Below are 22627 nucleotides of genomic sequence, written 5' to 3'. Positions count from 1 at the left end.
TCCGCCGTCACTTGACGCACGCACTCGCAGTGGATTGCATACGTATCGTGACTGCACATCTTCCGGGGACCGCCCTGTGGACCCGGTGATCGTCGCGGGAGCGGGCCCCACGGGCCTCGCCCTCGCGCTCGCTCTGGCCAAACGCGGTGTCCCGACCATCGTCCTCGACGAAGCCGAGGGGCCGGCCGACGCCCGCGACGACCTGCGCCATCCGCGCACCACCGTCCTGAGGGCCGACACCGCCGCCCTGCTGGAACGGCTCGGCTACCCGCGGGTGTACGCGGACGGCACCACCTGGGCCGGCTGGCGCACCCTGCGCCGGCGGCAGGAGGTGCTGCGCATCGACTTCGGCCCCGACCCCCTCGGGTCCGGGTCCGGGTACGACGAGGAGCCCGCGGAACCATCCCCGGTGCACATCGCGCAGCACCGGCTGGAACGGGGGCTGCGCGAGACCCTGCACGGCCACGGCCTCGTACGGATCGTGACCGGCTCCCGCGTCGACGCGGTCGACGAGGACGCCACCGGCGTCACCGTGCACACCCGGGGCGCCGACCGCACCTGGTGGCGCGGCAGCTACCTGGTGGGCTGCGACGGGCCGCGCTCGACCGTCCGCAAACTGCTCGCGGTGCGCTTCCCCGGGAAGACGGCCGTCGACCGGCACGCCGTCGCGGTGCTGCGCGTCGACCTGCCGGAGCCCGGTGTGGCCCTGCTGCACCGTGATCCCCCCGGCTTCGGTACCGGCCAGGAGGTGACGGCACGTCCGCTGCGCGACGACCTGTGGCGGTTCGACTGGCTGCTGCCCGGCCGGGGCGACGCTCTGACCGCCGACGAACTGGTGACCCGGGTCCGCTCCATACTGACCACGTGGTGCGGCAGCGTCGTGCCGTACGAACCGGTCGGCTCGGCCGAGTACCCGGTGCACCAGCGGCTCGCCCGCCGCTGGCGGGTGGGCCGGACGTTCCTCGCCGGCGACGCCGCCCACCTGATGGGCGCGCTGGGCGCCCAGAGTGTGGAGGAGGGCCTGCGGGACGCGGAGAACCTCTCCTGGAAGCTCGCGCTCGCCTGGCACGACGGCGCGTCCGACACCCTGCTCGACAGCTATCAGGCCGAGCGGCGCGAAGCGGTCGGAGCCCGGCTGCGCGCCACCGACCAGGCCCTGCCGCTGGTACGCGCCGGCGGGACGTGGAACGCGGTCCGCCACTCGCTGCTCTCCGGATCCGCCCGCGGGCACGCCGAACTGCTGACCGACAGCCACCTCGGCCGGGGGCCCCTCGCCGCCCCACCGGTCTACGGCCGCTCCCCGCTCGCGCTGCCCGCGCCCCGTCCGGGCGGGGGCGGCAGCGGTGGAGGCAAGACCGTCGGATCCCCGTTGGTCGCCACCTGTGCCACTCCCCCGGGCGGGCTGGTCGTCGACGTGCCGGTGACGGCGTTGGACGGAACCGTCGGCCGGCTGCAGGACCGACTGGGCCAGAACCTGCTGGTGATGCTGATCGCCCCGGGCACGGGCGTGTGGGACAGCCGGCACTGGCTGACGGCCGGTCTGATGCCGCGGCTCGCGTCGGCGGTCGCCGCGCTCCCCATGCGCGCCGAGCTGCTGGTCGCCGAGGGCTACCCCGGCGCGACGGCCCACAGCGTGCTGCTGATCCGCCCGGACGGCCATCTGGTGACGGCCATGGTCGGCTGCCGCCCGGCGGAGCTGTACTCCTACGCGGACCTGGCCCGTGGCGGCCCCCCCGCACCGAACCGCACCCCAGGACGACCCGGTCGGCAACCGAACGCCCTGAGACTGCCTACTCCGGCGACCGCACCGCCCGGGCGGAAACGCCCGGGCCCCGCGGGACCCGCGGCGTCCGGACTGCGGACGTTGTTGGGCTCAGCGGTATCTGCAGCGTCCTGGCTGCTGGGGTGGCGCACCCCCGGACCGAGAAACCCCGGACCGAGAAACCCCAGACCGAGAAACCCCGGACCGGGAAACCTGCGGCGTACTCCCGGAGGGCCGTCACCCCAGCGGGTGGTACTCCAGGGCGTCCGGTTCCTCCTCGCCCTCTTCCTCCAGGGCCCTTCGGACCACCCGGAGGGCGAGACCCTCCGGATAGCCCTTGCGGGCGAGCATTCCCGCGAGGCGACGCAGCCGCTTGTCCCGTTCCAGCCCACGGGTGGTCCGCAGTTTGCGGTCCACCAGCTCGCGGGCCCGCTCCTCCTCCTGGTCGGAGTCGAGCTGGGCCACCGCCTCGGTGACCAGCTCCGCGTCCACCCCGCGGGTGTGGAGCTCGCGCGCCAACGCCCGGCGGGCGAGGCCCCGCCCGCGGTGCCGGGACTCCACCCAGGCGTTGGCGAACGCCTGGTCGTCGATCAGGCCGGCTTCCTGGAACCGCTCCAGCAACTGCTCCGCCACGTCGTCCGGGATCTCCCGCTTGCGCATCGCGTCGGCGAGCTGCTTACGCGTGCGGGGGTTCCCGGTGAGCAGGCGCAGGCACAACGCCCGCGCCTGCTCCTCCGGGCTGAGCGGCGGCTCTTTCGAGGCCCTCGACTCGGAAGAGCCGCCGCGATCGGGGTGCCGACTCGCCACGGCCTCAGGCCTTGGCCGCGGTGGCCTTGGTCGCCTTCACGGTCTTGGGCGCCGGAACGTCGGGCTTGGCGGTCGCGGTATCGGCCGCCGTGCCCGCCGCGTCGGCTCCCGGCTCCGCGCCGGGGGCCACGGTCCGGACACCGATGCCGAGCTTGTCCTTGATCTTCTTCTCGATCTCGTCGGCGAGATCCGGGTTGTCCTTGAGGAAGTTGCGGGCGTTCTCCTTGCCCTGGCCGAGCTGGTCGCCCTCGTACGTGTACCAGGCGCCGGCCTTGCGGACGAAGCCGTGCTCGACACCCATGTCGATCAGGCCGCCCTCCTTGCTGATGCCGTGGCCGTAGAGGATGTCGAACTCCGCCTGCTTGAAGGGCGGCGCAACCTTGTTCTTGACGACCTTGACGCGGGTCCTGTTGCCGACCGCGTCCGTACCGTCCTTCAGCGTCTCGATACGGCGGATGTCGAGCCGTACGGAGGCGTAGAACTTCAGCGCGCGGCCACCGGTGGTGGTCTCCGGCGAGCCGAACATCACACCGATCTTCTCGCGGAGCTGGTTGATGAAGATCGCCGTGGTGTTGGACTGGTGCAGCGCACCCGTGATCTTGCGCAGCGCCTGGCTCATCAGCCGGGCCTGCAGACCCACGTGCGAGTCACCCATCTCGCCCTCGATCTCGGCCCGCGGCACGAGGGCGGCCACGGAGTCGATCACGATGAGGTCGATCGCGCCGGAGCGGACCAGCATGTCCACGATCTCCAGCGCCTGCTCGCCGGTGTCCGGCTGGGAGAGCAGCAGGTTGTCCGTGTCGACACCGAGCGCCTTGGCGTACTCGGGGTCCAGCGCGTGCTCGGCGTCGACGAACGCCACCGTGCCGCCGGCCTTCTGCGCGTTGGCCACCGCGTGCAGCGTCAGGGTCGTCTTGCCGGAGGACTCCGGCCCGTACACCTCCACCACACGGCCGCGCGGGATACCGCCGACGCCGAGGGCCACGTCCAGTGCGGTCGACCCGGTGGGGATGACATCGATGGGGTCGTTCGGCTTGTCGCCGAGGCGCATGACCGCGCCCTTGCCGAACTGCCGTTCAATCTGTGCGAGCGCGGCGTCCAGCGCCTTCTCGCGGTCGTTACCTGCCATGGGCTCCACCCGGGATGTTTGAGTCGATCGCTTCACGTCCATGACGCTAGTCCCTGCCACTGACAATGCGCCTGGACGTCGCTCCGAGCTGTGGAAAACCTCCGTGGACAACCGGCCCGGACCACCCATGAGAATGGATGTTCGATTTGCGTGTCAAGCGACACGCGAGGCCACAGGTGCGCGCCTTCCCCAAGCCTCCTCCCCCACGCGCGGCGCCTCGTCCGCCTCACCTGCGGCGCTTCCTCCGCAGCCAGGGCCGCCGGCGCGGCCCGCGCGCCCGGGGATCCGTCACCTCGTACCGCTTCACGTACGCGCCGAAGAACCCCTGCAGCGTCGCGGTCACCGGGATCGCCACCAGCGCGCCCACCGCCCCCAGCAGCGCGGTGCCGGCGATGACCGACCCGAAGGCGACGGCCGGGTGGATGTCCACGGTCTTCGCCGTGATCCGCGGCTGCAGCACGTAGTTCTCGAACTGCTGGTAGACCACGACGAAGCCCAGCACCCACACCGCGTCCCACGGATCCTCGGTGAACGCGATCAGCATCGGCAACGCGCCCGCGAGGTACGTCCCGACCGTCGGCACGAACTGCGACACCACCCCCACCCACACCGCCAGCGCCGGCGCGTACGGCACACCCAGCACCTGCAGCAGGACGTAGTGCGCGACGCCCGACACCAGCGCCATCAGCGCCCGCGAGTAGATGTACCCGCCCGTCTTGGCGACCGCGATCTCCCAGGCCCGCAGCACCTCCGCCTGCCGCGCGGGCGGCAGCACCGAGCACAGCGCCCGGCGCAGCCGCGGCCCGTCGGCCGCGAAGTAGAACGCGAACAGCACCACGGTGAAGAGCTGGAAGACGATCCCGAGGACCGTGGCCGACAGCCCCCACACGTTGCCCGCGCTTTTCTGCAGGTAGCCGCGCAGCCAGTCGGAGTGCAGGACGTTGTCCTGCAGCGTCCCGACGTCCAGCTTCGTGTGGAACGTCCGGTTGAGCCACACCACGACGTCGTCCACGTACCGCGGGAAGTTCTGGCCGATCATCGTGATCTGGTCCACGAGCAGCGACCCGAGCGCCACCACGAACACCGCGACCGCGACGCACGCCCCCAGCAGGACCAGCCCGGTGGCCACCCCGCGCCGCACCCCGCGCGCCGCCATCCAGTCCACCGCCGGCTCGATGGCCAGCGCGCCGAAGAACGCGATCAGGATGTTGATCAGCAATCCGGTCAGCTGGTGGAACGCCCAGCCGGCCAACCGGTAGCAGGCCACCAGCGCCAGCGCGAGCATCATCGCGCGCGGCAGCCACCGCGGCATCCGCGCACGTGGAGTGGACGGCTCTTCCTGGAGGGCGCTCTCCCCGGTTCCCGACACGGACTCCAGTCTGGACGCGCCGACCGAAAAGTCCGGGATCAACCCTCCGCGGGCTCAGCGCCTTCCGGCCGGCACATCCATCGCCGTACAGACCGCCCGCCACACGTCCCTGGCCTCCCACCCGGAGTCCAGCGCCTCCCACACCGTGCGCCCCCCGAGCTCGGCCATTACATGATCCCGGGCAAACGAGTCCGCGTACCCCTCCCCGAACTGCGTCCGCATCCGCTCCCAGAACACCGTCAACTTCATGCCCCCAGTATCCCGCGACGCGAGTGGCGTGAAGGAGACCGGGTGGGGCGCGGGCGAGGTGCGGGGGGACGGGGTGGGTGCTGCAATGGCGGCGGGGGTGCCGAGGCTCGGTGGAGGAGAGGTGATGGGCGAGATTCCCAGCACGCGGCGCCGCCGGCGGCTTCTGGTGGGGTGTCTGCTCCGCTCGACTGCCTCGGCCGCGCTGCTCACCTGGCTCTACTACCTGGTGCCGCTCGACCGGGAGTTCGACGCCGTCAGTGCCGCCCTGCTCGTCCTGGGTCTGGTCGCTTTCGGCTGCCTCGTGGCCTGGCAGGTCACCGCCGTCACCCGTGCGGCGCATCCGGGGCTGCGCGCCGTCGAGGTGCTGGCCACCGCCGTGCCACTGTTCCTGCTGATGTTCTCCGCGGCGTACTTCCTGGTCGCCAAGGACCGGGCGGCGGCGTTCTCGGAGCCGCTGACCCGGACCGACGCGCTCTACTTCACCGTCACGGTGTTCGCGACCGTGGGATTCGGGGACATCACGCCCATCACCCGGCTCAGCCGGGTGCTGACCACGGCGCAGATGGTCGCCGACCTCATCCTGGTGGGCCTGATCGCGAAGGTCCTCTTCGGCGCGGTCCGGATCGGGTTGCGGCGGCGGGACGCGGCAGCGGATTCCCTCTCAGAACTCCCGGAGGACGGCCCATGACGGAATCGGAACCCCGACCGGCCGGATCCGTGGGCGGCGGAACGCAGCAACCGCAGACGGCGGATCTGCTGCGCGACATGCTGCTGTCGCCGGGCTACCTCAAGGCGCTCGTCCTCTGTGCGCTCGTCGGCGTCCCGGTCTCCCTCGCCGCGTTCTGGTTCCTCGTCGGGATGCACCAGCTGGAGCACGCGCTGTGGGCCGACATCCCGCACGCCTGGGGCTGGGACGTCCCTCCGTGGTGGTGGCCGCTGCCCCTCCTCGCGGTCGCCGGCGTCTGCGTCGGCCTGATCGCCACGCGTGTGCCCGGCGCGGGCGGCCACGTCCCCGCCTCCGGCCTGCACGTCGGAGGCGCCTCACCCGGCGCGCTGCCGGGTGTGCTGCTCGCCGCGGTGGCGAGCCTGCCGTTCGGCGCGGTCCTGGGACCCGAGGCACCGCTGATCGCGCTCGGCAGCGGCCTGGCGCTGATCTTCCGGAACCTCGTCCGCGGCGCGGCGACACCGCGGAGCACGGCTCTCATCGGCGCGGCCGGCGCCGCCGCGGCCATCGCCGCCATCTTCGGCAACCCGCTGATCGCGGCCGTGCTGCTCATCGAGGTGGCGGGGGTGGGGGGACCGCAGCTGTTCGCCGTCATGCTGCCCGCCCTGCTGTCCAGCGGGGTGGGGGCGCTGGTGTTCACGGGGTTCGGCCGGTGGACCGGGCTGCAGACCGGCAGCCTGGCGCTGAACCTGGCCGCCCCCTTCCCGCGCCTGGACGCGCCGGACCTCCTCTGGTCACTGCTCATGGCGGTGGTCATCGGCGCCTTCCTGCACCTGGCGCTGGGTGCGGGGCGGCTGACCGCGGCGTTCACCTCGGTACGGACGTTCCCCCGGACCGTGCTCTGCGCGCTGGCCGCCGCGGGCTGCGCCGCCCTGTACGCGCTGATCACCGACCGCGCGCCCGACGAGGTCACGTCCTCGGGGCAGGGCACCTTGAACGCGATGGCCGGCAACCCGCACGCCTGGGGCATCGGGGCGCTCTTCGCCGTCCTCCTGTTCAAGGGCGCCGCGTACGCGCTGTGTCTGGGCAGTCTGCGCGGTGGGCCCATCTTTCCCGCACTCTTCCTGGGTGCCGCCGCAGGCACACTGTTCTCGCCCCTGCCGGGGCTCGGGTTCGTGCCCGCCATCGCGGCGGGCATGGCGGCCGCGGCGGCGAGCGCCCTGCGGCTGCCGGTCAGCAGCGTGGTTCTGGTCAGCCTCCTGCTCGGCGGCTCCGCGATGATGCCCGTCGTCATCCTGTCGGCCGTCGTCGCCTTCGTCACCACCGAACTGCTGCCGCCCTGGCCCCGCAAACCCACGGCCGCCGAACCGCAGCTCGGCCCGATGGAGGCATGACCGCCCGGACACGGACGTCAACTTCGGGGCGGGAGGATCCCGCACACGAGGGCTTGGTGTCGCACGGGCGGGTGCTCCCGCGCGACAGCCGTATGCAGTGCGGGGAAGGCGCCCTACTGTGCGGGCATGCCAGGAACTCCCCTCGCGCGCGCCGAGCACTTCGTGTGGCTGACCGCGCGCGTGCTCGAGCAGCGCAGGTTCACGTACCACTTCCTCGACGATTCGGACGCGGCGGTCGACGCGGTCGAGACCGCGCTGAACGCGTACCGCAATGACGACGGCGGCTTCGGGCACGCCCTGGAACCGGACTTGCGGGGACCGGTGAGCCAGCCGCTGCACACGGCGCACGCACTGCGCGTGCTCGACGGGATCGGGCGGTGCGGGGGGCAGCGCGCGGAGCGGGTCTGCCGCTACCTGACGGAGGTCTCGACGGCGGAGGGCGCACTGCCCGCCGTGCATCCGTCGCTGCGCGGCTATCCGGCGGCACCCTGGATCCCGGTGACCGAGACGCCGGAGGGTGCCCTGCTGGCGACGGGCCCCGTGGTGGGAGCGCTGCACGCCAACGAGGTGTGGCACGCCTGGCTGTTCCGGGCCACGGACTTCTGCTGGGCCGCGATCGAGGCGCTGGACTCGACGCACCCGTACGAGGTCCAGGCGGCGGTGGCGTTCCTGGACGCCGTCCCGGACCGGGCGCGGGCGCGGGACGCGGCGCACCGGCTGGGGAAGGCGGTGCGCGACCAGCAGCTGGTGGTGCTGGATCCGGACCGCGCGGACCGCTGCCCGCTGCCCGCCGGGTACGCGCCGGGCGAGTACCACTTCGCGTACGACTACGCGCGCGGCCCCGAGTCGCTGGCCCGGCAGTGGTTCAGCGACGACGAGCTGGAGCGGTCGCTGGACTTCCTGGCGGCGGAGCAGGGTGACGACGGCGGCTGGCCGATGCGGTGGCGGGCGTGGGCGCCGGGCACCCGGTCGGAGTGGCGGCCGATCATCACCGTCGAGGCGCTGCTGACGCTGCGCGCCTACGGCCGCCCCATCATCTGAAACGCGGTGCGCCCGGCCGGTCAGCCGGTCAGCGCCCGTACGGCGGCGGTCACCAGGACCGCCGCGCCGATGACGACCAGGAACGGCGCGCGCAGCAGCAGCGCCACGGCCGCGGCGGCGAGCCCGGCCGCGCGGGCGTCGATGACGAGTTTCAGCTCGCTGGTGCTGAACGTCTGCAGGGCGGTGAGTGCGGCCAGCAGGGCGAGCGGGACGAGGGCGGCGAGCCGCTTCACCAGCGGCCGCTCCAGGATCCCGGCGGGCACGGAAAGGCCGAGCAGTTTCACGGCGTAGCAGCCGAAGGCGGTCACGGCGATGGCGATCCAGGTGGTCATCGGTCCTTCTCCGTCCGGAGTGCGGCGTCGGCGGGGCCTGTCGCATCGGCCGCGTCCTCGCCTGCCGTGGTGCGGCGTGCGGCGATCAGGACGATCGGCGCGGCGAGTGCCGCGACCAGTACCGGCACCCCGGCGGGCAGCAGCGGCAGGCAGGCCAGGGCGAGGACGACGGCGAGCCCGGCGACCACGCGCTCACGGCGGCCCTTCACCATGGGTGCGAGCAGCGCGAGGAAGACGGCGGGCCCCGCGGCGTCCAGCCCCCACGCCGCCGGGTCGCCCAGCGCGGAGGCGCCCAGCGCGCCCAGCAGTGTGGTCAGATTCCACAGCAGGTAGATGCCGGCGCCGGTGACGGTGAAGCCGAGCCGCGCGCTGCGCCGGTCGGGCTGCGCGAGTGTCACGGCGGAGGTCTCGTCGATCACCCACTGGGCGGCGAACGGGCGCACCGCACGGGGAAGGCGCAGCAGCTGCGACAGCCGCATCCCGTAGAACGCGTTGCGCGCGCCGAGGAAGAACGCCCCGGCGGCCGCGGCGAACGGGCTGCCGCCCGCGCCCAGCGCTCCGACCAGGGCGAACTGCGAGGCGCCGCTGAAGACCAGCAGGGAGAGCGCGCAGGTCTGCGCGACGGTCAGACCGGCTCCGGCCGACGTCACGCCGAAGGCGAACCCGGACAGGCCGACGGCGACACCGACGGCCAGCGCGTCCCGGACCACGGCGGAAGCCGGCCGCGTCGACGGCTCCGGGAAGGAAGTCGTCAGGCGCGGGACCACCGGGTCCTCGTCCTCCGTGCCGTTCGGTCCGCTGCTGTCACCGTGTATGCGTGCTGCTCGTGTCACGCTCCGAACGTTAGGGAACCGAGTCTTCACCCGTCTTGTACGTTCTTGCACGTTCGCGCCGATAGGCGCCAGGAGGTACGCCCACGATCCGGGTGAAGTGCCGGTTCAGATGCGGCTGGTCGGTAAACCCCACCGCGAGTGCCGCTTCGGCGGGCGGTGTCCCCGTGTCGAGCAGCCGCCGGGCCGCCCGCACCCGCTCGCCGGTCAGCCAGGCGTGCGGCGGCAGCCCGTAGGCGCTCTTGAAGGCGCGCAGCAGTGCGAACGGCTTGGTGCCGAGTTCCGCGGCCAGCTGGTCCAGCGTCGGCGGGCACGCGATCCGCTCGACGAGCAGCTCCCTGGCCCGCCCGGCGGCGAGCGAACCGGCGGAGGGCAGCGCGCCCGGCGCGGCCGTGTCGGCGCCGTAGCGGCGCAGCAGCCGGGCGACGGCGACCCGCAGCAGCGTGTCGGCCGCGAGCGCGTTGTCGCGTTCCGCGGCGGCGTGGATGTCCGCGATCAGCCGCGCGCAGTCCGGGTCGTCGAGGACGGTGCCGGTGAACGCCGGGGTGCCGTTCCGGCCGGCCGTCTCGGCGGCGACGGCGGCCACCACGTCGATGCTCGGGTAGAGGACGCGGTAGCTCCAGCCGTCCTCGGTCCCCGCGTACGCCGTGTGCGGGGTCTCGGGGTTGATGAGCACGACGCCGCCCGCACCCGCCCGCAGGTCGCCGCCGGGCATGCCGATGCCCTCGACGCCCCGGGTGACCGCCGCGATCACGTAGCCCTCGTGGGAGTGCCGGGAGAACGTGTGGCTGACGTACCGCGCGCGCAGCAGGTCCACGCCCGGCAGCTGCGGATGCCGCCAGTGCCGTGCCTGCTCGGGTGCCGGTGCGCGCCGTGCCATGCCACCCATTCTGCCGCCGGGCGCGGAGCCGGGCCTTCGGGCCCCGGAGACGCCCCGCGCGCGGGTCCCGAGGCCGTTGTCAGTGGGTCGGGGCAGGATGGGGACATGTCGCGACGGACCAGTCAGGGAGAGCCGGAACCGGAAGGGGACCCGGCCGCCGCCCTGGACGCGTTCTCCCCGGCCACCCGCGCGTGGTTCACGGGAGCCTTCCACGCGCCCACGGCCGCCCAGGCCGGTGCCTGGCGGGCGATCGGCGAGGGTTCCGACGTCCTGGTGGTCGCACCGACCGGCTCCGGCAAGACGCTGGCCGCCTTCCTCGCCTCGCTGGACCGGCTGGCGAGCATCCCGCCGCCCGCCGAGACCCAGCGCCGCTGCCGGGTGCTCTACATCTCCCCGCTCAAGGCCCTGGCGGTCGACGTGGAGCGCAACCTGCGCAGCCCGCTCACGGGACTGCGCCAGGAGTCCGTCCGGCTCGGACTGCCCGAGCCGGACGTCCGGGTCGGCATCCGCTCCGGGGACACCCCCGCCGCCGAACGCCGCACGCTGGTCACCCGCCCGCCGGACATCCTGATCACCACCCCCGAGTCGCTGTTCCTGATGCTCACCTCCGCCGCCCGCGAGGCGCTGCGGGGGGTGGAGACGGTGATTCTGGACGAGGTGCACGCCGTCGCCGGCACGAAGCGCGGAGCGCACCTGGCGCTGTCCCTGGAGCGGCTGGACGAGCTGCTCGACCGTCCCGCCCGGCGGATCGGGCTGTCCGCGACGGTCCGGCCGGTCGAGGAGATCGCCCGCTATCTGTCGCCGCAGCGCAAGGTGACGATCGTCCAGCCGGCGTCGCAGAAGAAGTTCGACCTGTCGGTGGTCGTGCCCGTCGAGGACCTGGGCGAGCTGGGCGGCTCCCCCGTCGCCGAGCACACCGGGTCCGCGGCCGGGGCCGAGCAGCGGGCGTCGATCTGGCCGCATGTGGAGGAGCGGATCGCCGATCTGGTGCAGGCGCACCGCTCGACGATCGTGTTCGCCAACTCCCGGCGGCTGGCCGAGCGGCTGTGCAACCGGCTCAACGAGATCGCCTACGAGCGCGCCACCGGCGAACCGTTGCCGGACACCTCGCCGCCCGCCGAGATCATGGCCCAGTCGGGCGCCGCGCAGGGCGCGCCGCCCCTGATGGCCCGCGCGCACCACGGGTCGGTGTCCAAGGAGCAGCGCGCGATCGTCGAGGAGGACCTCAAGGCCGGCCGGCTGCCCGCCGTCGTCGCGACCTCCAGCCTGGAACTGGGCATCGACATGGGCGCGGTCGACCTCGTCATCCAGGTGGAGTCGCCGCCGTCCGTCGCCTCCGGACTGCAGCGCGTCGGCCGGGCCGGGCACCAGGTGGGCGCCGTCTCGACGGGTGTGGTCTTCCCCAAGTACCGCGGTGACCTGGTGCAGGCGGCGGTCGTCACCGAGCGGATGCGGACCGGCTCCATCGAGTCCCTGCGCGTACCGGCCAATCCACTGGACGTGCTGGCCCAGCAGATCGTCGCCATGACCGCGCTCGACACCTGGGACGTGGACGAGCTGCTCGCCCTGGTGCGCCGGGCGGCGCCCTTCGCGGCGCTCCCGCACTCCGCGTACACGGCGGTCCTCGACATGCTGGGCGGCCGCTACCCCTCCGACGCCTTCGCGGAGCTGCGGCCACGCATCGTCTGGGACCGGGTGGCGAACACGGTCGCGGGCCGCCCCGGAGCGCAACGGCTGGCCGTCACCTCCGGCGGCACCATCCCGGACCGCGGGCTGTTCGGGGTCTTCCTGGCCGGCTCCGACCCCAAGAAGGGCGGGGGCCGGGTCGGCGAGCTGGACGAGGAGATGGTCTACGAGTCGCGCGTCGGCGACGTCTTCACGCTGGGCACCACGTCCTGGCGGATCGAGGACATCACCCGCGACCGGGTGCTCGTCTCCCCCGCGCCCGGGGTTCCCGGCCGGCTCCCCTTCTGGAAGGGCGACCAGCTGGGCCGCCCGCTGGAGCTCGGCCGGGCGGTGGGCGCCTTCGTTCGCGAGGTCGGGCGGCTGGCTCCCGAGGAGGCCCGCGAACGACTGTCCGCGGCCGGACTCGACACCTGGGCGACGGACAACGTCCTGGCGTACCTGTCCGAGCAGCGGCAGGCCTGCGGCCACATCCCCGACGACCGGACCATCGTCGTGGAGCGGTTCCGTGACGAGCTGGGCGACTGGCGGGTGGTCATCCACTCCCCCTTCGGCGCGCAGGTGCACGCGCCCTGGGCGCTGGCGCTGGGTGCCCGCCTCATGGAGCGGTACGGGCTGGACGCCCAGGTGATGCACGCCGACGACGGCATCGTGCTCCGGCTGCCGGACGCGGACCTGATGGGCCTCGACCTGCTGGACGCGGGCCCGGGCACCGGTGCCGGCACCGGCTATGACCCCATGGGCACCGCGTTCGACGGCGACCAGTCGCCGGTCGGCGCCTCCGACGTCGCCTTCGACAAGGGCGAGGTCGAGCAGCTGGTCACCGACCAGGTCGGCGGATCCGCGCTGTTCGCCTCCCGCTTCCGCGAATGCGCGGCCCGCGCCCTGCTGCTGCCCCGGCGCTCCCCCGGCAAGCGCACCCCGCTGTGGCAGCAGCGCCAGCGCGCGGCCCAGCTCCTCCAGGTCGCCTCGGACTTCGGCTCCTTCCCGATCGTCCTCGAAGCGGTCCGCGAGTGCCTGCAGGACGTCTTCGACGTGCCGGGACTCGTCGAGCTGATGGGTGACATCGAGTCGCGGCGCGTGCGGTTGGTGGAGGTCACCACGCCCGAGCCGTCCCCCTTCGCCCGCTCGCTCCTCTTCGGCTACGTCGCACAGTTCCTCTACGAGGGCGACTCCCCGCTCGCCGAACGCCGCGCCGCCGCCCTGTCGCTGGACTCCCGGTTGCTGGCCGAGCTGCTGGGCCAGGCAGAGCTGCGCGAGCTGCTGGACGTCGATGTCCTGGCCGAGCTGGAGCTGGAGCTGCAGTGGCTGACGGAGGAGCGCCGGGTCAAGGACGCCGAAGGCGTCGCGGACCTGCTGCGACTCCTCGGACCGCTCACCGAGGCGGAGTTGGCGGCGCGCGGCGCCGAGCCGGACTGGGCGGGCGGACTGGAGTCGGCCCGCCGCGCCATCCGGGTCCGGATCGCCGGAGCCGAGCACTGGGCCGCGGTCGAGGACGCCGGCCGGCTGCGGGACGCGCTGGGTACGGCGCTGCCCGTCGGCGTTCCCGAAGCCTTCACGGAGCCGGTCAAGGACCCGCTCGGCGATCTGCTCGCCCGGTTCGCCCGCACCCACGGCCCGTTCACCTCCGTCGAGGCCGCCCGGCGCTTCGGCCTCGGCACGGCCGTGGCGGACGGCCTGCTGCAGCGCCTCGCCGCCGCCGGCCGCGTCGTCCAGGGTGAGTTCCGGCCGGGCGGCGCGGGCCACGAATGGTGCGACGCGGCGGTGCTGCGCCGGCTGCGCCGCCGCTCGCTGGCCGCGCTGCGGCACGAGGTGGAACCGGTGCCGCCCGCCACCCTGGCCACCTTCCTCCCCCAGTGGCAGCACATCGGCACCCACAGCCTGCGCGGTATCGACGGGCTGGTCCGGGCCGTCGAGCAGTTGCAGGGCGCCGAGGTGCCCGCCTCCGCGCTGGAGAAACTCGTGCTGCCGTCCCGGGTCTCCGGCTACACCCCGGCGATGCTGGACGAGCTGACCGCCTCCGGCGAGGTCCTGTGGTCCGGCGCGGGGGCGCTGCCCGGCAAGGACGGCTGGGTCTCGCTGCATCTCGCCGACACCGCGCCGCTGCTGCTCAAGGACCCGCATCCGCTCGAACTCTCGCCGCTCCACCAGGCCGTCCTGAACGCCCTCACCGGCGGCTACGGCCTGTTCTTCCGGCAGATCGCCGACCAGGTGCGGGCCGCGGGCGCGGCCTCGTCCGACCTCGAGCTGGCGGACGCCGTATGGGACCTGGCGTGGTCCGGCCGGCTCACCAACGACACCCTGGCCCCGCTGCGCGCGCTGCTCGGTTCCGGGCGCACCGCCGGGTCCACCGCACACCGCGCTCCGCGTTCGGTCCCCCGGGGGCGTTACGGCTCCCTGGCCGGCCGGGCGTCGCGCGGGACCGCGTCCCGCACCGGGCCCCCGACGACGGCGGGCCGCTGGTCGCTCGTCCCGTCCCCGGAGACCGACCCGACGCTGCGGGCGCATGCTCTCGTCCACAGCCTGCTGGACCGCCATGGGGTCGTCACGCGCGGAGCGGTCGCCGCCGAGGGCGTCGAGGGCGGCTTCTCCGCCGCCTACCGGGTGCTGTCGGCCTTCGAGGAGACCGGTCAGACCCGGCGGGGCTACGTGGTCGAAGGGCTCGGCGCCGCGCAGTTCGCGATGGACGGCGCGGTGGACCGGCTCCGCGCCATCAACACCGCCCGGGACCGCGAGGAGGGCACCCGCGCCGGCCAACGGGCCGTCGTCCTCGCCGCCGCCGACCCGGCCAACGCGTACGGTGCCGCCCTGCCCTGGCCGGCGCAGCCCGAAGGCGTCACGCACAAACCGGGCCGCAAGGCGGGCGCCCTGGTGGTCCTGGTCGACGGCGAGCTGGCCCTCTATGTGGAACGCGGCGGGAAGACGCTGCTGGCCTGGCCCGACGACGAGGAACGGCTGGGCGCCGCGGCGGACGCCCTGGCGCTGGCGGTCCGGGAGGGCGCGCTCGGCCGGCTCACCGTGGAGCGCACCAACGGGGAGTCGGCCCTGACGTCAGCGCTGGGCCGCGCCCTGGAGACCGCGGGCTTCCACGCGACCCCGCGCGGCCTGCGACTGCGATCCTGACGGGCCCGGCGCACGGCGGCTGCCGAACGGGGCTGCCCGGTATGTCAGACCTGCCAGGCATGATGGAGAGGTGCCCGAAGGAGACACGGTCTGGCTGACCGTACGCCGACTCGACGAGGCCCTGGCCGGCCAGACCCTCGTCCGCGCCGACCTGCGCGTGCCGCAGCTCGCCACCACGGATCTCGCGAACCACCGCGTCCTCGAGGTGGTCGCGCGCGGCAAGCACCTGATGACGCGCCTGGACAGCGGTCTGACGCTCCACTCCCATCTGCGCATGGACGGCTCCTGGCATCTGTACGGGCCGGGCGACCGCTGGCGCGGCGGCCCCCTCCACCAGGTCCGCGCCGTGCTGGAGACACCCGACCGGGTGGCGGTGGGCTACCGGCTGCCGGTGCTGGAGCTGCTGCCCACCGCCGAGGAGGACAGCGTCGTGGGCCATCTCGGCCCCGATCTGCTGGGTCCTGACTGGGATCCGGCCGAGGCCGTCGCGCGGCTGAACGCCGAGCCCGACCGGCCGATCGGCGAGGCGCTCCTGGACCAGCGCAATCTGGCGGGTGTCGGCAACGTCTACGTGTCGGAGCTCTGCTTCCTGCGCGGCCTCACCCCCTGGACGCTGGTCGGCGAGGCCGATGTGGAGAAAGCTGGTCGTGCTCGCCAAGAAGCTGCTGGAGGCCAACAAGAACCGTCCGGGACACATCACCACCGGCGATCTGCGGCGCGGCCGCACCCATTGGACCTACGGCAGGGAGCACCTGCCGTGCCTGCGCTGCGGCACCCCCATCCGCAAGGGGGAGCAGGGGCCGCCGGAACGGGCCCGCGTCGCCTACTGGTGTCCCCGCTGCCAGCGGGGCCCGCACCCGCACGATAGTTGACGGTCCATCAGATACGGTCGTACCGTCGCGTCATGCCCCTGAAGGCGTACGACCTCACCGGACGCACCGCACTGGTCACCGGCGCCGCGAGCGGGATCGGGCGCGCGTCCGCGGTCCTGCTCGCCGAAGCCGGCGCCACCGTCGTCTGCGCGGACCGCGACGGGCCCGGTGTGCGGGAGACCGCGGAACTGATCCAGAAGGCCGGCGGCGCCGCCCGTGCCCGGGAGTTGGACGTCACCGACCGGACCCGGATCGCCGAGACCGTCGCCGAGACTGTCCGCGACCACGGGCGGCTCGACGTCCTGGCGGCCATCGCGGGGATCATGCACAGCAGCAGCGTCCTGGAGACGGAGGACGCCGATCTGGACCGTGTCCTCGGCGCCAACTTCAAGGGCGTGCTGTACTGCGCCCAGGAAGCGGCCCGCGCGATGACCGCCCAGCGGTCCGGCAGCATCATCACGATGGCCTCCGGGGCGATCGACACCGGTGCCCGCGGCCTGCTCTGCTACAGCGTCTCCAAAGCCGCCGTCGTGCAGCTCACCAGGACCCTGGCGACCGAACTCGGCCCGCTCGGCATCCGCGCCAACGCCATCGCCCCGGGTTTCATCCGCACCCCGATGACCTCGCACTACGGCACCGGATCCGACGGGGTCTTCGACGAGGACGCCCAGGCCCGCGCCGAGGCGTCACTCGTACGGATGGCGCCGCTGGGCCGTGTCGGCACCCCGGAGGACGTGGCGGGATCCGTGCTCTTCCTCGCCTCGGACGCCTCGGCCTTCACCACCGGCCAGATCCTCCGCCCCAACGGCGGGGTCGCCATGCCCTGGTAGCAGGGCCGCCCCGCCTCGTTCGAGCGGCGGGCCGCGGTACCGCGTGCAGCGGTATCAGGCCCAGCCCCCAGCCGGCGGCGGTCAGCACGCCCTCGACGGGTCCGGCCCGGCCGGGTTGGACGGCGAGCCGCAGCGCGGCCCACCACCACAGGGCGCCCAAGCACAGCGCGACGGGCCAGCGGACCGCCCTGCGGGACCACAGACTCCGGATGACCCGGAGCTGGAGCACGCGCATGGCCGCCTCCTTCGGAACCCCGAGGTTGCGGCGGAGTGCCCCGGAGGGCGCTCCGTACCAGGGTGCGATGCCCGGTTCCCAAGATCGCTAGCCCTCTGCCGCCACCTCCGGCCAGGCCTTCACCCGATAGGAGCAGGCCACCGCTACCATCTGCAATGATCGGTGAACCCAACGTGACGAGTCATTCATCGTATCCACCTCGCAGAGCGGCCGCCAGAGCGGCACAAGGGGCACGGAAAGCGCGTGGGGGCGCCCGCGGTGGCTCGGGCGCCCCCACGCGCCACCTGCCACCCGCGGGCGCCCCGGGTGCCTTCCGCGCCCTGACGCCGGCCCTTGACCGCCTTAGACCGTGTCTGACACATCCCGCCCGGCCCGGGACGCCTGGCACGCGCGCTCTCCCCCAGCTACCGCCGGGAGGGGCCCCCAGTTGTCGGGCCCGCCCCAGTACGTCCAATACAGGGGCGACCCTCCGCCGTGCGATCGCACGCACCAGACGCCCCGCGCCCCGCCCTCCGGGCGGACGCCGGTATGTGTCAGACACGGCCTAGGCGTTCTCCGCCTGGAACATCCAGTGGAACTTCTCGAGATCGGCCGTGAGCCCGATGAGGATGTCCTGGGTAACCGGGTCGGCGTCCTCGGTCGTCCCGATGCGTGCTCGCATCCGTCCGATCACCGAGTCGAGCGCCGCGATGAGGATGCCCACCGCCTGCGTGTCCTTGATCCAGCCGTCGGTGACCGTGTCGATGCCACTCGTCTTGGAGACCGTGTCGGCCCGCCCATCCGCCGTGACGCCGATCGCGGAGGCGCGCTCCGCGACCGTGTCGGCGTGCAGCCTGGCGGTGTCGACAACCTCGTCGAGCTGCAGATGGACCGAACGGAAGCGCGGGCCCACCACGGTCCAGTGGACCTGCTTCGACACCAGCGCGAGATCCACGAGGTCGACCAGGGCGCCCTGCAGCGCCTCGCCGACGATCTTGCGGTGCTTGTCGGACAGCGGGCTCTTGACGACACTCATGCGGAATCCTCCTACTGGCGACGGGACTGACGAATAGTCCGTTAAACCCTGTTAACTCCGTACCGCCTACCCTGCCTCGTCGCGCTAAGCCTGGCAAAAGGACGGAACCCCGGTCGGCGGTGCCGACCGGGGTTCCGGTACAGGTACTTCTGGCGAACGGACGGCTCAGGCCGCGACCACGTCGACCGCTTCCGCGGGCGCTTTGGGCGCCTTGATGGTGACCCGCTCGGTCGTGACGGATGTGACAGAGGTCACCGCACCCAGCAGGGGTCGCATCGGCGCCGCGGAGGTCTGGGAAGCCGCCGACTGGGCCAGCTCCGCGAGCGACAGATCATCGCTGACCTCGCGCATCACCTCGGACATCGGGACGTCCAGCGCGTCGCAGATCGCGGAGAGCAGCTCGGAGGATGCCTCCTTCTGCCCTCGCTCAACTTCGGACAGATAGCCCAGGGACACCCGGGCGGAAGAGGAGACCTCACGCAGAGTGCGGCCCTGACGTTGGCGCTGCCGACGCAGCACGTCACCCAACAGGCGACGGAGCAGGATCATCGGTGGCTCCCTCCTCGGACCGCGAATCCGGATCCTTCTTGCCCCACCGTACCGCCTCGGGCACCGGCCGTGCGGGGAGCGATGTCGTGTTCACTCAGGGCTGCAAACATCCCTTCCCCCCGTCTTCTTCCCTATCCTTCGCCCGCACCCCGGTCGTGACGGACGCCACCCCTGCGGTGAGGGTCCGCTCCAGCAGGGCGAGCGCGGCGTCCGCGCTGGCGGCACGGATTTCGGAGCGGCCGCCCTCCAGCCGCAGCGGATGCACCGCCGAGCTCTCGGGGCCGGCCACCGCCACGTACACCGTGCCGACCGGCTTCCCGTCCTGCGGGGCCGGTCCCGCGACGCCGGTGGTGGCCACGCCCCAGTCGGCTCCCAGTCTGCTCCGCACCCCTTCGGCCATCTCGAGGGCCACCTGAGGGTCGACCGCTCCCCGAGCGGCCAGCAGCCCGGCGTCCACACCGAGCAGTACGTGCTTGAGCTCCGTCGCGTAGGCCGTCACCGAGCCGCGGAAGGTCCGGGAGGCGCCGGGGACGGCCGTCAGCTCCGCGGCCAGCAGACCGCCGGTCAGCGACTCGGCGACCGCCAGGGTGAGCCCCCGGCCGTCGAGCAGTCGCAACACCTCGGCCGCCGTCATCCGTTCTGGTGACTCTGCCGCCGCGGAGAGCTCCGCTGTTCGCGCTCCAAGTCCCGCTCACGCTCCAGGTCCTGCCCGCGCTCCGCATCCCGTCGGCGCTCGACTCCCGGTTCGTGCTCGCGGTCCGCGTCCACCGCGGCCAGGAGACCGGCCTCGCCCGGCGGCTTCGCCCGGGCGGCCGCGCGCTCGCGCTGCGCGGCGAGCCCGGCCCGGCGCAGGACGACGGCCTGCCGGATGTAGTCGAGCCCGGTGAGGACGGTCAGCACGACGGCCGCGGCCATCGCCCAGGCCCGCAGGGTCGCCAGCGGTCCGACGAGGGCCAGGATGTACATGCCGACCGCGATGCCCTGGGTCAGCGTCTTGAGCTTGCCGCCGCGGCTGGCCGGGATCACGCCGTGCCGGATCACCCAGAAGCGCAGCAGCGTGATGCCGATCTCCCGGAAGAGGATGACTCCGGTCACCCACCACGGCAGGTCGCCCAGCGCGGAGAGCCCGACGAGCGCGGCGCCCATGATCGCCTTGTCGGCGATCGGGTCGGCGATCTTGCCGAAGTCGGTGACCAGCCCGTAGCGCCGGGCCAGCTCCCCGTCGAAGAGGTCGGTGATCATGGCGATGGCGAACGCCGCCCAGGCGAACGAGCGCCAGGCGGGGTCGTGGCCGCCGTCGTGGATCAGCAGCATGACGAAGCCGGGGACCAGCACCAGCCGCATCATCGTGAGCAGGTTGGCGATGTTCCAGAGGCCGGCCTGGCCGACCACCGGGTCCCCGATGTGGTCCGGGGTGGCCGCGGCGGGCGCGGGGACTCCGGTCATCTGCCCACCTCCTCCGAAACACGGCCGCCGCCGGTCGCGGGGGCTCCCCAGCCGACGGCGGGGGAAGGCTCCGCGATGAGGTCGACGCCCTCGGTGTCGATCACCTTCGCCACTACCATCATGCCCGGCTTCAGTCCCTCGGACGAGGTCAGCGTGGTCGATCCGTCCGTTTCCGGTGCCTGGTGGTCGGCGCGGCCGACCGCCTCGCCGGTCTCCTCGTCGATCGACTCGACCAGCACCCGCACGGTGGAGCCGAGCCGCTCCAGGGCACGCTGCGCGGTCAGCTCCTCCGCCAGCCGCGACACCCGGGCCAGCCGCCGCGCGACGGTGTCCTCGTCGAGTTTGTCCCCGTAGCCGGCCGCTTCCGTGCCGTCCTCGTCCGAGTAACCGAAGACCCCGATGGCGTCGAGCCGCGCGGAGCCGAGGAAGCGTTCCAGCTCCTCCAGGTCCGCTTCGGTCTCGCCCGGGAAGCCGACGATGAAGTTGGAGCGGACACCGGCCTCGGGGGCCTTGCCGCGGATGGTGCCGAGCAGGTCCAGGAAGCTCTCGGTGCCGCCGAAGCGGCGCATCGCGCGCAGCACGCCGGGCGCCGAGTGCTGGAAGGACAGGTCGAAGTACGGCACGACCTTGTCGGTCGACGTCAGGACGTCGATCAGGCCCGGACGCATCTCGGCGGGCTGCAGGTAGCTGACCCGGATCCGCTCGATGCCCTCGACGGCCGCCAGCTCCGGCAGCAGGGTCTCCAGCAGGCGGATGTCGCCGAGGTCCTTGCCGTACGAGGTGTTGTTCTCGCTGACCAGCATGACCTCGCTGACGCCCTGCTCGGCGAGCCAGCGCGTCTCGCCGAGGACGTCGGAGGGGCGGCGGGAGATGAACGAGCCGCGGAAGGACGGGATGGCGCAGAACGAGCAGCGGCGGTCGCAGCCGGAGGCCAGCTTCACCGAGGCGACGGGGCTGTCGTCCAGGCGGCGGCGCAGCGGCGCACGCGGCCCCGAGGCGGGGGCGACGCCCTCGGGGAGGTCGGCGGGCGCGGGGGCCGGGACCTCCTGCGCGTGGCCGGGCAGCGCCACGGCGGCGGTCTGCCGCTCGGCGGGGCTGATCGGCAGCAGCTTGCGGCGGTCGCGCGGGGTGTGCGAGGCGTGCACCCCGCCGGCCAGGATGGTCTGCAGACGGTCGGAGATGTCCGTGTAGTCGTCGAAGCCGAGCACCGCGTCGGCCTCGGGCAGGGCCTCGGAGAGCTCTTTGCCGTACCGCTCGGCCATGCAGCCGACGGCGACGACCGCCTGGGTGCGGCTGTGACCCTTGAGGTCATTGGCCTCCAGCAGGGCGTCCACGGAGTCCTTCTTGGCGGCGTCGACGAAGCCGCAGGTGTTCACCACGGCGACGTCGGCGTCCGCGGCGTCGTCCACCAGCTGCCAGCCGTCCGCCGCCAGACGGCCGGCGAGCTCCTCGGAATCCACCTCATTGCGGGCGCAGCCGAGCGTGACAAGGGCGACGGTACGGGGTTCGGGCATAGGCTCAGCCTACTTTGTCCGAGCCGTACCTCTTACGTTCACCCGGCCTGGGGGTCTCCCGGGGTGAAGGTGAGGCGTACGACCTCGCCCTCCTCGCCCGCGGGACCGAGGTCCTTGCCGTTGACGAAGAGCTTGATCGCACCCGCGTCGCCGATCACCAGTTTGATCTTCTTGTTGTCGGTGAAGGTCTTGGAGTCGCCCTCCTCCAGAGTGCCGGCGAACAGCGGCTTGCCGGTGCTGTCCGTGGCCTGGATCCAGCTCTTGGCGACGTCCGCGGTCAGCTTCACCGTCACCTTGCCCGCCGGAACGGCGGCGATCGCGCTGTTCGTCGGCTCGGGCTTGGGGTCGGCGGGCTTGGGGCTGGGCTTGGGCGTCGTGGCGGTCACCGACGGCTTGGCCACCGCCGACCCGTTGCCACCGGATCCGCTGAAGGCGGTGAAGCCCACGAACCCGACCACCGCGACGATCGCGGCGACCATCGCCGCCGTCCAGTTCGGGCGGCGGCGGTCCGGGCTGATCCGCTCCGCCTCGTAGAGCGGCGCGACGGGGACCTGGGGGGTGACGCCGCCGTGGTCCTGCGCGTACTGCTCGACCAGGGGTTCGGGATCGATGCCGACGGCGCGCGCGAGGTTGCGGATGTGGCCGCGGGCGTACACGTCGCCGCCGCAGCGGGAGAAGTCGTCCTGTTCGATGGCCAGCACGATGGGGGCGCGCACGCGCGTCGTGGAGCTGACCTCGTCGACGGTCAGCCCGGCGGCGAGGCGGGCCTGAGCAAGGGCACGACCGACGGAGGGCCGGTCATCGGAGGGCGGGTTGCCGAGGGACACGAGAAAGCCTTTCAGGCCGCAGCCACCTGCTGGTGATTCAGTCTAGGGGGGTAGCGAAAGAGTGGAGCAAGCGGAC

Annotated in this window: 18 protein-coding genes and 2 pseudogenes; 7 read left to right on the top strand and 13 right to left on the bottom strand. The window is 73.0% G+C overall.

The features are described from left to right. Window positions 1-76: 76 nt before the first annotated feature. A pseudogene (locus M2266_RS26395) lies at window positions 77-1735 on the top strand (FAD-dependent monooxygenase); the annotation flags it as partial. 264 nt (window positions 1736-1999) lie between these two features. On the opposite strand, the gene recX reads toward M2266_RS26395, so the two are convergent. From recX to M2266_RS26375, 4 genes are all read right to left on the bottom strand, one after another. Beyond that, on the bottom strand, window positions 2000-2569 hold the full coding sequence (gene recX, locus M2266_RS26390) for a recombination regulator RecX (protein ID WP_277441363.1): 570 nt from the start codon (window positions 2567-2569) through the stop codon (window positions 2000-2002). Window positions 2570-2573: 4 nt separating this feature from the next. Then, window positions 2574-3698: a recombinase RecA gene (gene recA, locus M2266_RS26385; RefSeq protein WP_346780934.1), complete on the bottom strand. Its 1125-nt coding sequence runs from the start codon at window positions 3696-3698 to the stop codon at window positions 2574-2576. Between the two features lie 226 nt (window positions 3699-3924). Further along, entirely contained in the window at window positions 3925-5010 is a 1086-nt protein-coding gene (locus M2266_RS26380; RefSeq protein ID WP_277441362.1) for an AI-2E family transporter, read from the bottom strand. A gap of 111 nt (window positions 5011-5121) precedes the next feature. Further along, window positions 5122-5316, bottom strand: coding sequence for a DUF3046 domain-containing protein (locus M2266_RS26375; RefSeq protein ID WP_277440416.1), 195 nt, complete (start codon window positions 5314-5316; stop codon window positions 5122-5124). 124 nt (window positions 5317-5440) lie between these two features. Here M2266_RS26375 and M2266_RS26370 point away from each other — a divergent pair, with 124 nt between their 5' ends. From M2266_RS26370 to M2266_RS26360, 3 genes are all read left to right on the top strand, one after another. Continuing rightward, window positions 5441-6004, top strand: coding sequence for a potassium channel family protein (locus tag M2266_RS26370; RefSeq protein WP_277440415.1), 564 nt, complete (start codon window positions 5441-5443; stop codon window positions 6002-6004). Continuing rightward, window positions 6001-7374: a chloride channel protein gene (locus M2266_RS26365; RefSeq protein ID WP_277440414.1), complete on the top strand. Its 1374-nt coding sequence runs from the start codon at window positions 6001-6003 to the stop codon at window positions 7372-7374. Before M2266_RS26370 ends, M2266_RS26365 begins: the two co-directional genes overlap by 4 nt. A 126-nt stretch (window positions 7375-7500) precedes the next feature. Next, window positions 7501-8415: a hypothetical protein gene (locus M2266_RS26360; RefSeq protein ID WP_277440413.1), complete on the top strand. Its 915-nt coding sequence runs from the start codon at window positions 7501-7503 to the stop codon at window positions 8413-8415. A gap of 20 nt (window positions 8416-8435) precedes the next feature. On the opposite strand, the gene M2266_RS26355 is transcribed toward M2266_RS26360, so the two are convergent. The 3 genes from M2266_RS26355 to M2266_RS26345 form a co-directional block, all read right to left on the bottom strand. Then, complete coding sequence (locus tag M2266_RS26355; RefSeq protein ID WP_277440412.1) at window positions 8436-8747, bottom strand: AzlD domain-containing protein; 312 nt, start codon at window positions 8745-8747, stop codon at window positions 8436-8438. Continuing rightward, complete coding sequence (locus M2266_RS26350) at window positions 8744-9514, bottom strand: AzlC family ABC transporter permease (RefSeq protein ID WP_277441361.1); 771 nt, start codon at window positions 9512-9514, stop codon at window positions 8744-8746. Before M2266_RS26350 ends, M2266_RS26355 begins: the two co-directional genes overlap by 4 nt. A 76-nt stretch (window positions 9515-9590) precedes the next feature. Beyond that, complete coding sequence (locus M2266_RS26345; RefSeq protein WP_277440411.1) at window positions 9591-10457, bottom strand: AraC family transcriptional regulator; 867 nt, start codon at window positions 10455-10457, stop codon at window positions 9591-9593. A 105-nt stretch (window positions 10458-10562) separates the two neighbouring features. On the opposite strand from M2266_RS26345, the gene M2266_RS26340 reads away from it, so the two are divergent. The 3 genes and pseudogenes from M2266_RS26340 to M2266_RS26330 all read left to right on the top strand — a co-directional run bounded on the left by M2266_RS26340 (window position 10563) and on the right by M2266_RS26330 (window position 16965). Continuing rightward, window positions 10563-15263 carry a DEAD/DEAH box helicase gene (locus M2266_RS26340; RefSeq protein WP_277440410.1) on the top strand — a complete coding sequence of 1567 codons (4701 nt, stop codon included), beginning with the start codon at window positions 10563-10565 and terminating at the stop codon, window positions 15261-15263. Window positions 15264-15333: 70 nt separating this feature from the next. Beyond that, window positions 15334-16135, top strand: a pseudogene (locus tag M2266_RS26335) (DNA-formamidopyrimidine glycosylase family protein). 32 nt (window positions 16136-16167) lie between these two features. Beyond that, window positions 16168-16965 (top strand): SDR family NAD(P)-dependent oxidoreductase, encoded by a 798-nt coding sequence (locus tag M2266_RS26330; protein ID WP_277440409.1) that lies wholly within the window; start codon window positions 16168-16170, stop codon window positions 16963-16965. A 779-nt stretch (window positions 16966-17744) separates the two neighbouring features. Here M2266_RS26330 and M2266_RS26320 read toward each other — a convergent pair. The 6 genes from M2266_RS26320 to M2266_RS26295 form a co-directional block, all read right to left on the bottom strand. Next, window positions 17745-18215, bottom strand: a complete 471-nt coding sequence (locus tag M2266_RS26320; protein WP_269270549.1) for a DNA starvation/stationary phase protection protein — start codon at window positions 18213-18215, stop codon at window positions 17745-17747. 165 nt (window positions 18216-18380) lie between these two features. Further along, window positions 18381-18764 carry a helix-turn-helix transcriptional regulator gene (locus M2266_RS26315; RefSeq protein WP_277440407.1) on the bottom strand — a complete coding sequence of 128 codons (384 nt, stop codon included), beginning with the start codon at window positions 18762-18764 and terminating at the stop codon, window positions 18381-18383. Between the two features lie 94 nt (window positions 18765-18858). Further along, a complete protein-coding gene (locus M2266_RS26310) occupies window positions 18859-19398 on the bottom strand; it encodes a CinA family protein (RefSeq protein WP_277440406.1) in 540 nt (179 codons plus the stop codon). Continuing rightward, window positions 19395-20210, bottom strand: a complete 816-nt coding sequence (gene pgsA, locus M2266_RS26305; protein WP_277440405.1) for a CDP-diacylglycerol--glycerol-3-phosphate 3-phosphatidyltransferase — start codon at window positions 20208-20210, stop codon at window positions 19395-19397. Before pgsA ends, M2266_RS26310 begins: the two co-directional genes overlap by 4 nt. Further along, window positions 20207-21724 carry a 30S ribosomal protein S12 methylthiotransferase RimO gene (gene rimO / locus M2266_RS26300; protein WP_277440404.1) on the bottom strand — a complete coding sequence of 506 codons (1518 nt, stop codon included), beginning with the start codon at window positions 21722-21724 and terminating at the stop codon, window positions 20207-20209. Before rimO ends, pgsA begins: the two co-directional genes overlap by 4 nt. Window positions 21725-21762: 38 nt before the next feature. Further along, a complete protein-coding gene (locus M2266_RS26295; RefSeq protein ID WP_277440403.1) occupies window positions 21763-22551 on the bottom strand; it encodes a RodZ domain-containing protein in 789 nt (262 codons plus the stop codon). Window positions 22552-22627 lie beyond the last annotated feature (76 nt).

The organism is Streptomyces sp. SPB162, from assembly GCF_029504575.1.
In the GTDB taxonomy this organism is placed as follows: Bacteria; Actinomycetota; Actinomycetes; order Streptomycetales; family Streptomycetaceae; genus Actinacidiphila.
The sequence above is the reverse complement of the archived record's forward strand: the minus strand, read 5'-3'. Positions and strand labels throughout refer to the sequence as shown.

Bases quoted from the DNA above. Each gene is read 5' to 3' on its own strand.
- recA (WP_346780934.1), bottom strand. From the start codon at position 3,698: ATGGCAGGTAACGACCGCGAGAAGGCGCTGGACGCCGCGCTCGCACAG.
- M2266_RS26380 (WP_277441362.1), bottom strand. From the start codon at position 5,010: ATGCCGCGGTGGCTGCCGCGCGCGATGATGCTCGCGCTGGCGCTGGTG.
- M2266_RS26375 (WP_277440416.1), bottom strand. From the start codon at position 5,316: ATGAAGTTGACGGTGTTCTGGGAGCGGATGCGGACGCAGTTCGGGGAG.
- M2266_RS26370 (WP_277440415.1), top strand. From the start codon at position 5,441: ATGGGCGAGATTCCCAGCACGCGGCGCCGCCGGCGGCTTCTGGTGGGG.
- M2266_RS26365 (WP_277440414.1), top strand. From the start codon at position 6,001: ATGACGGAATCGGAACCCCGACCGGCCGGATCCGTGGGCGGCGGAACG.
- M2266_RS26360 (WP_277440413.1), top strand. From the start codon at position 7,501: ATGCCAGGAACTCCCCTCGCGCGCGCCGAGCACTTCGTGTGGCTGACC.
- M2266_RS26355 (WP_277440412.1), bottom strand. From the start codon at position 8,747: ATGACCACCTGGATCGCCATCGCCGTGACCGCCTTCGGCTGCTACGCC.
- M2266_RS26345 (WP_277440411.1), bottom strand. From the start codon at position 10,457: ATGGCACGGCGCGCACCGGCACCCGAGCAGGCACGGCACTGGCGGCAT.
- M2266_RS26340 (WP_277440410.1), top strand. From the start codon at position 10,563: ATGTCGCGACGGACCAGTCAGGGAGAGCCGGAACCGGAAGGGGACCCG.
- M2266_RS26330 (WP_277440409.1), top strand. From the start codon at position 16,168: ATGCCCCTGAAGGCGTACGACCTCACCGGACGCACCGCACTGGTCACC.
- M2266_RS26320 (WP_269270549.1), bottom strand. From the start codon at position 18,215: ATGAGTGTCGTCAAGAGCCCGCTGTCCGACAAGCACCGCAAGATCGTC.
- M2266_RS26315 (WP_277440407.1), bottom strand. From the start codon at position 18,764: ATGATCCTGCTCCGTCGCCTGTTGGGTGACGTGCTGCGTCGGCAGCGC.
- M2266_RS26310 (WP_277440406.1), bottom strand. From the start codon at position 19,398: ATGACGGCGGCCGAGGTGTTGCGACTGCTCGACGGCCGGGGGCTCACC.
- pgsA (WP_277440405.1), bottom strand. From the start codon at position 20,210: ATGACCGGAGTCCCCGCGCCCGCCGCGGCCACCCCGGACCACATCGGG.
- rimO (WP_277440404.1), bottom strand. From the start codon at position 21,724: ATGCCCGAACCCCGTACCGTCGCCCTTGTCACGCTCGGCTGCGCCCGC.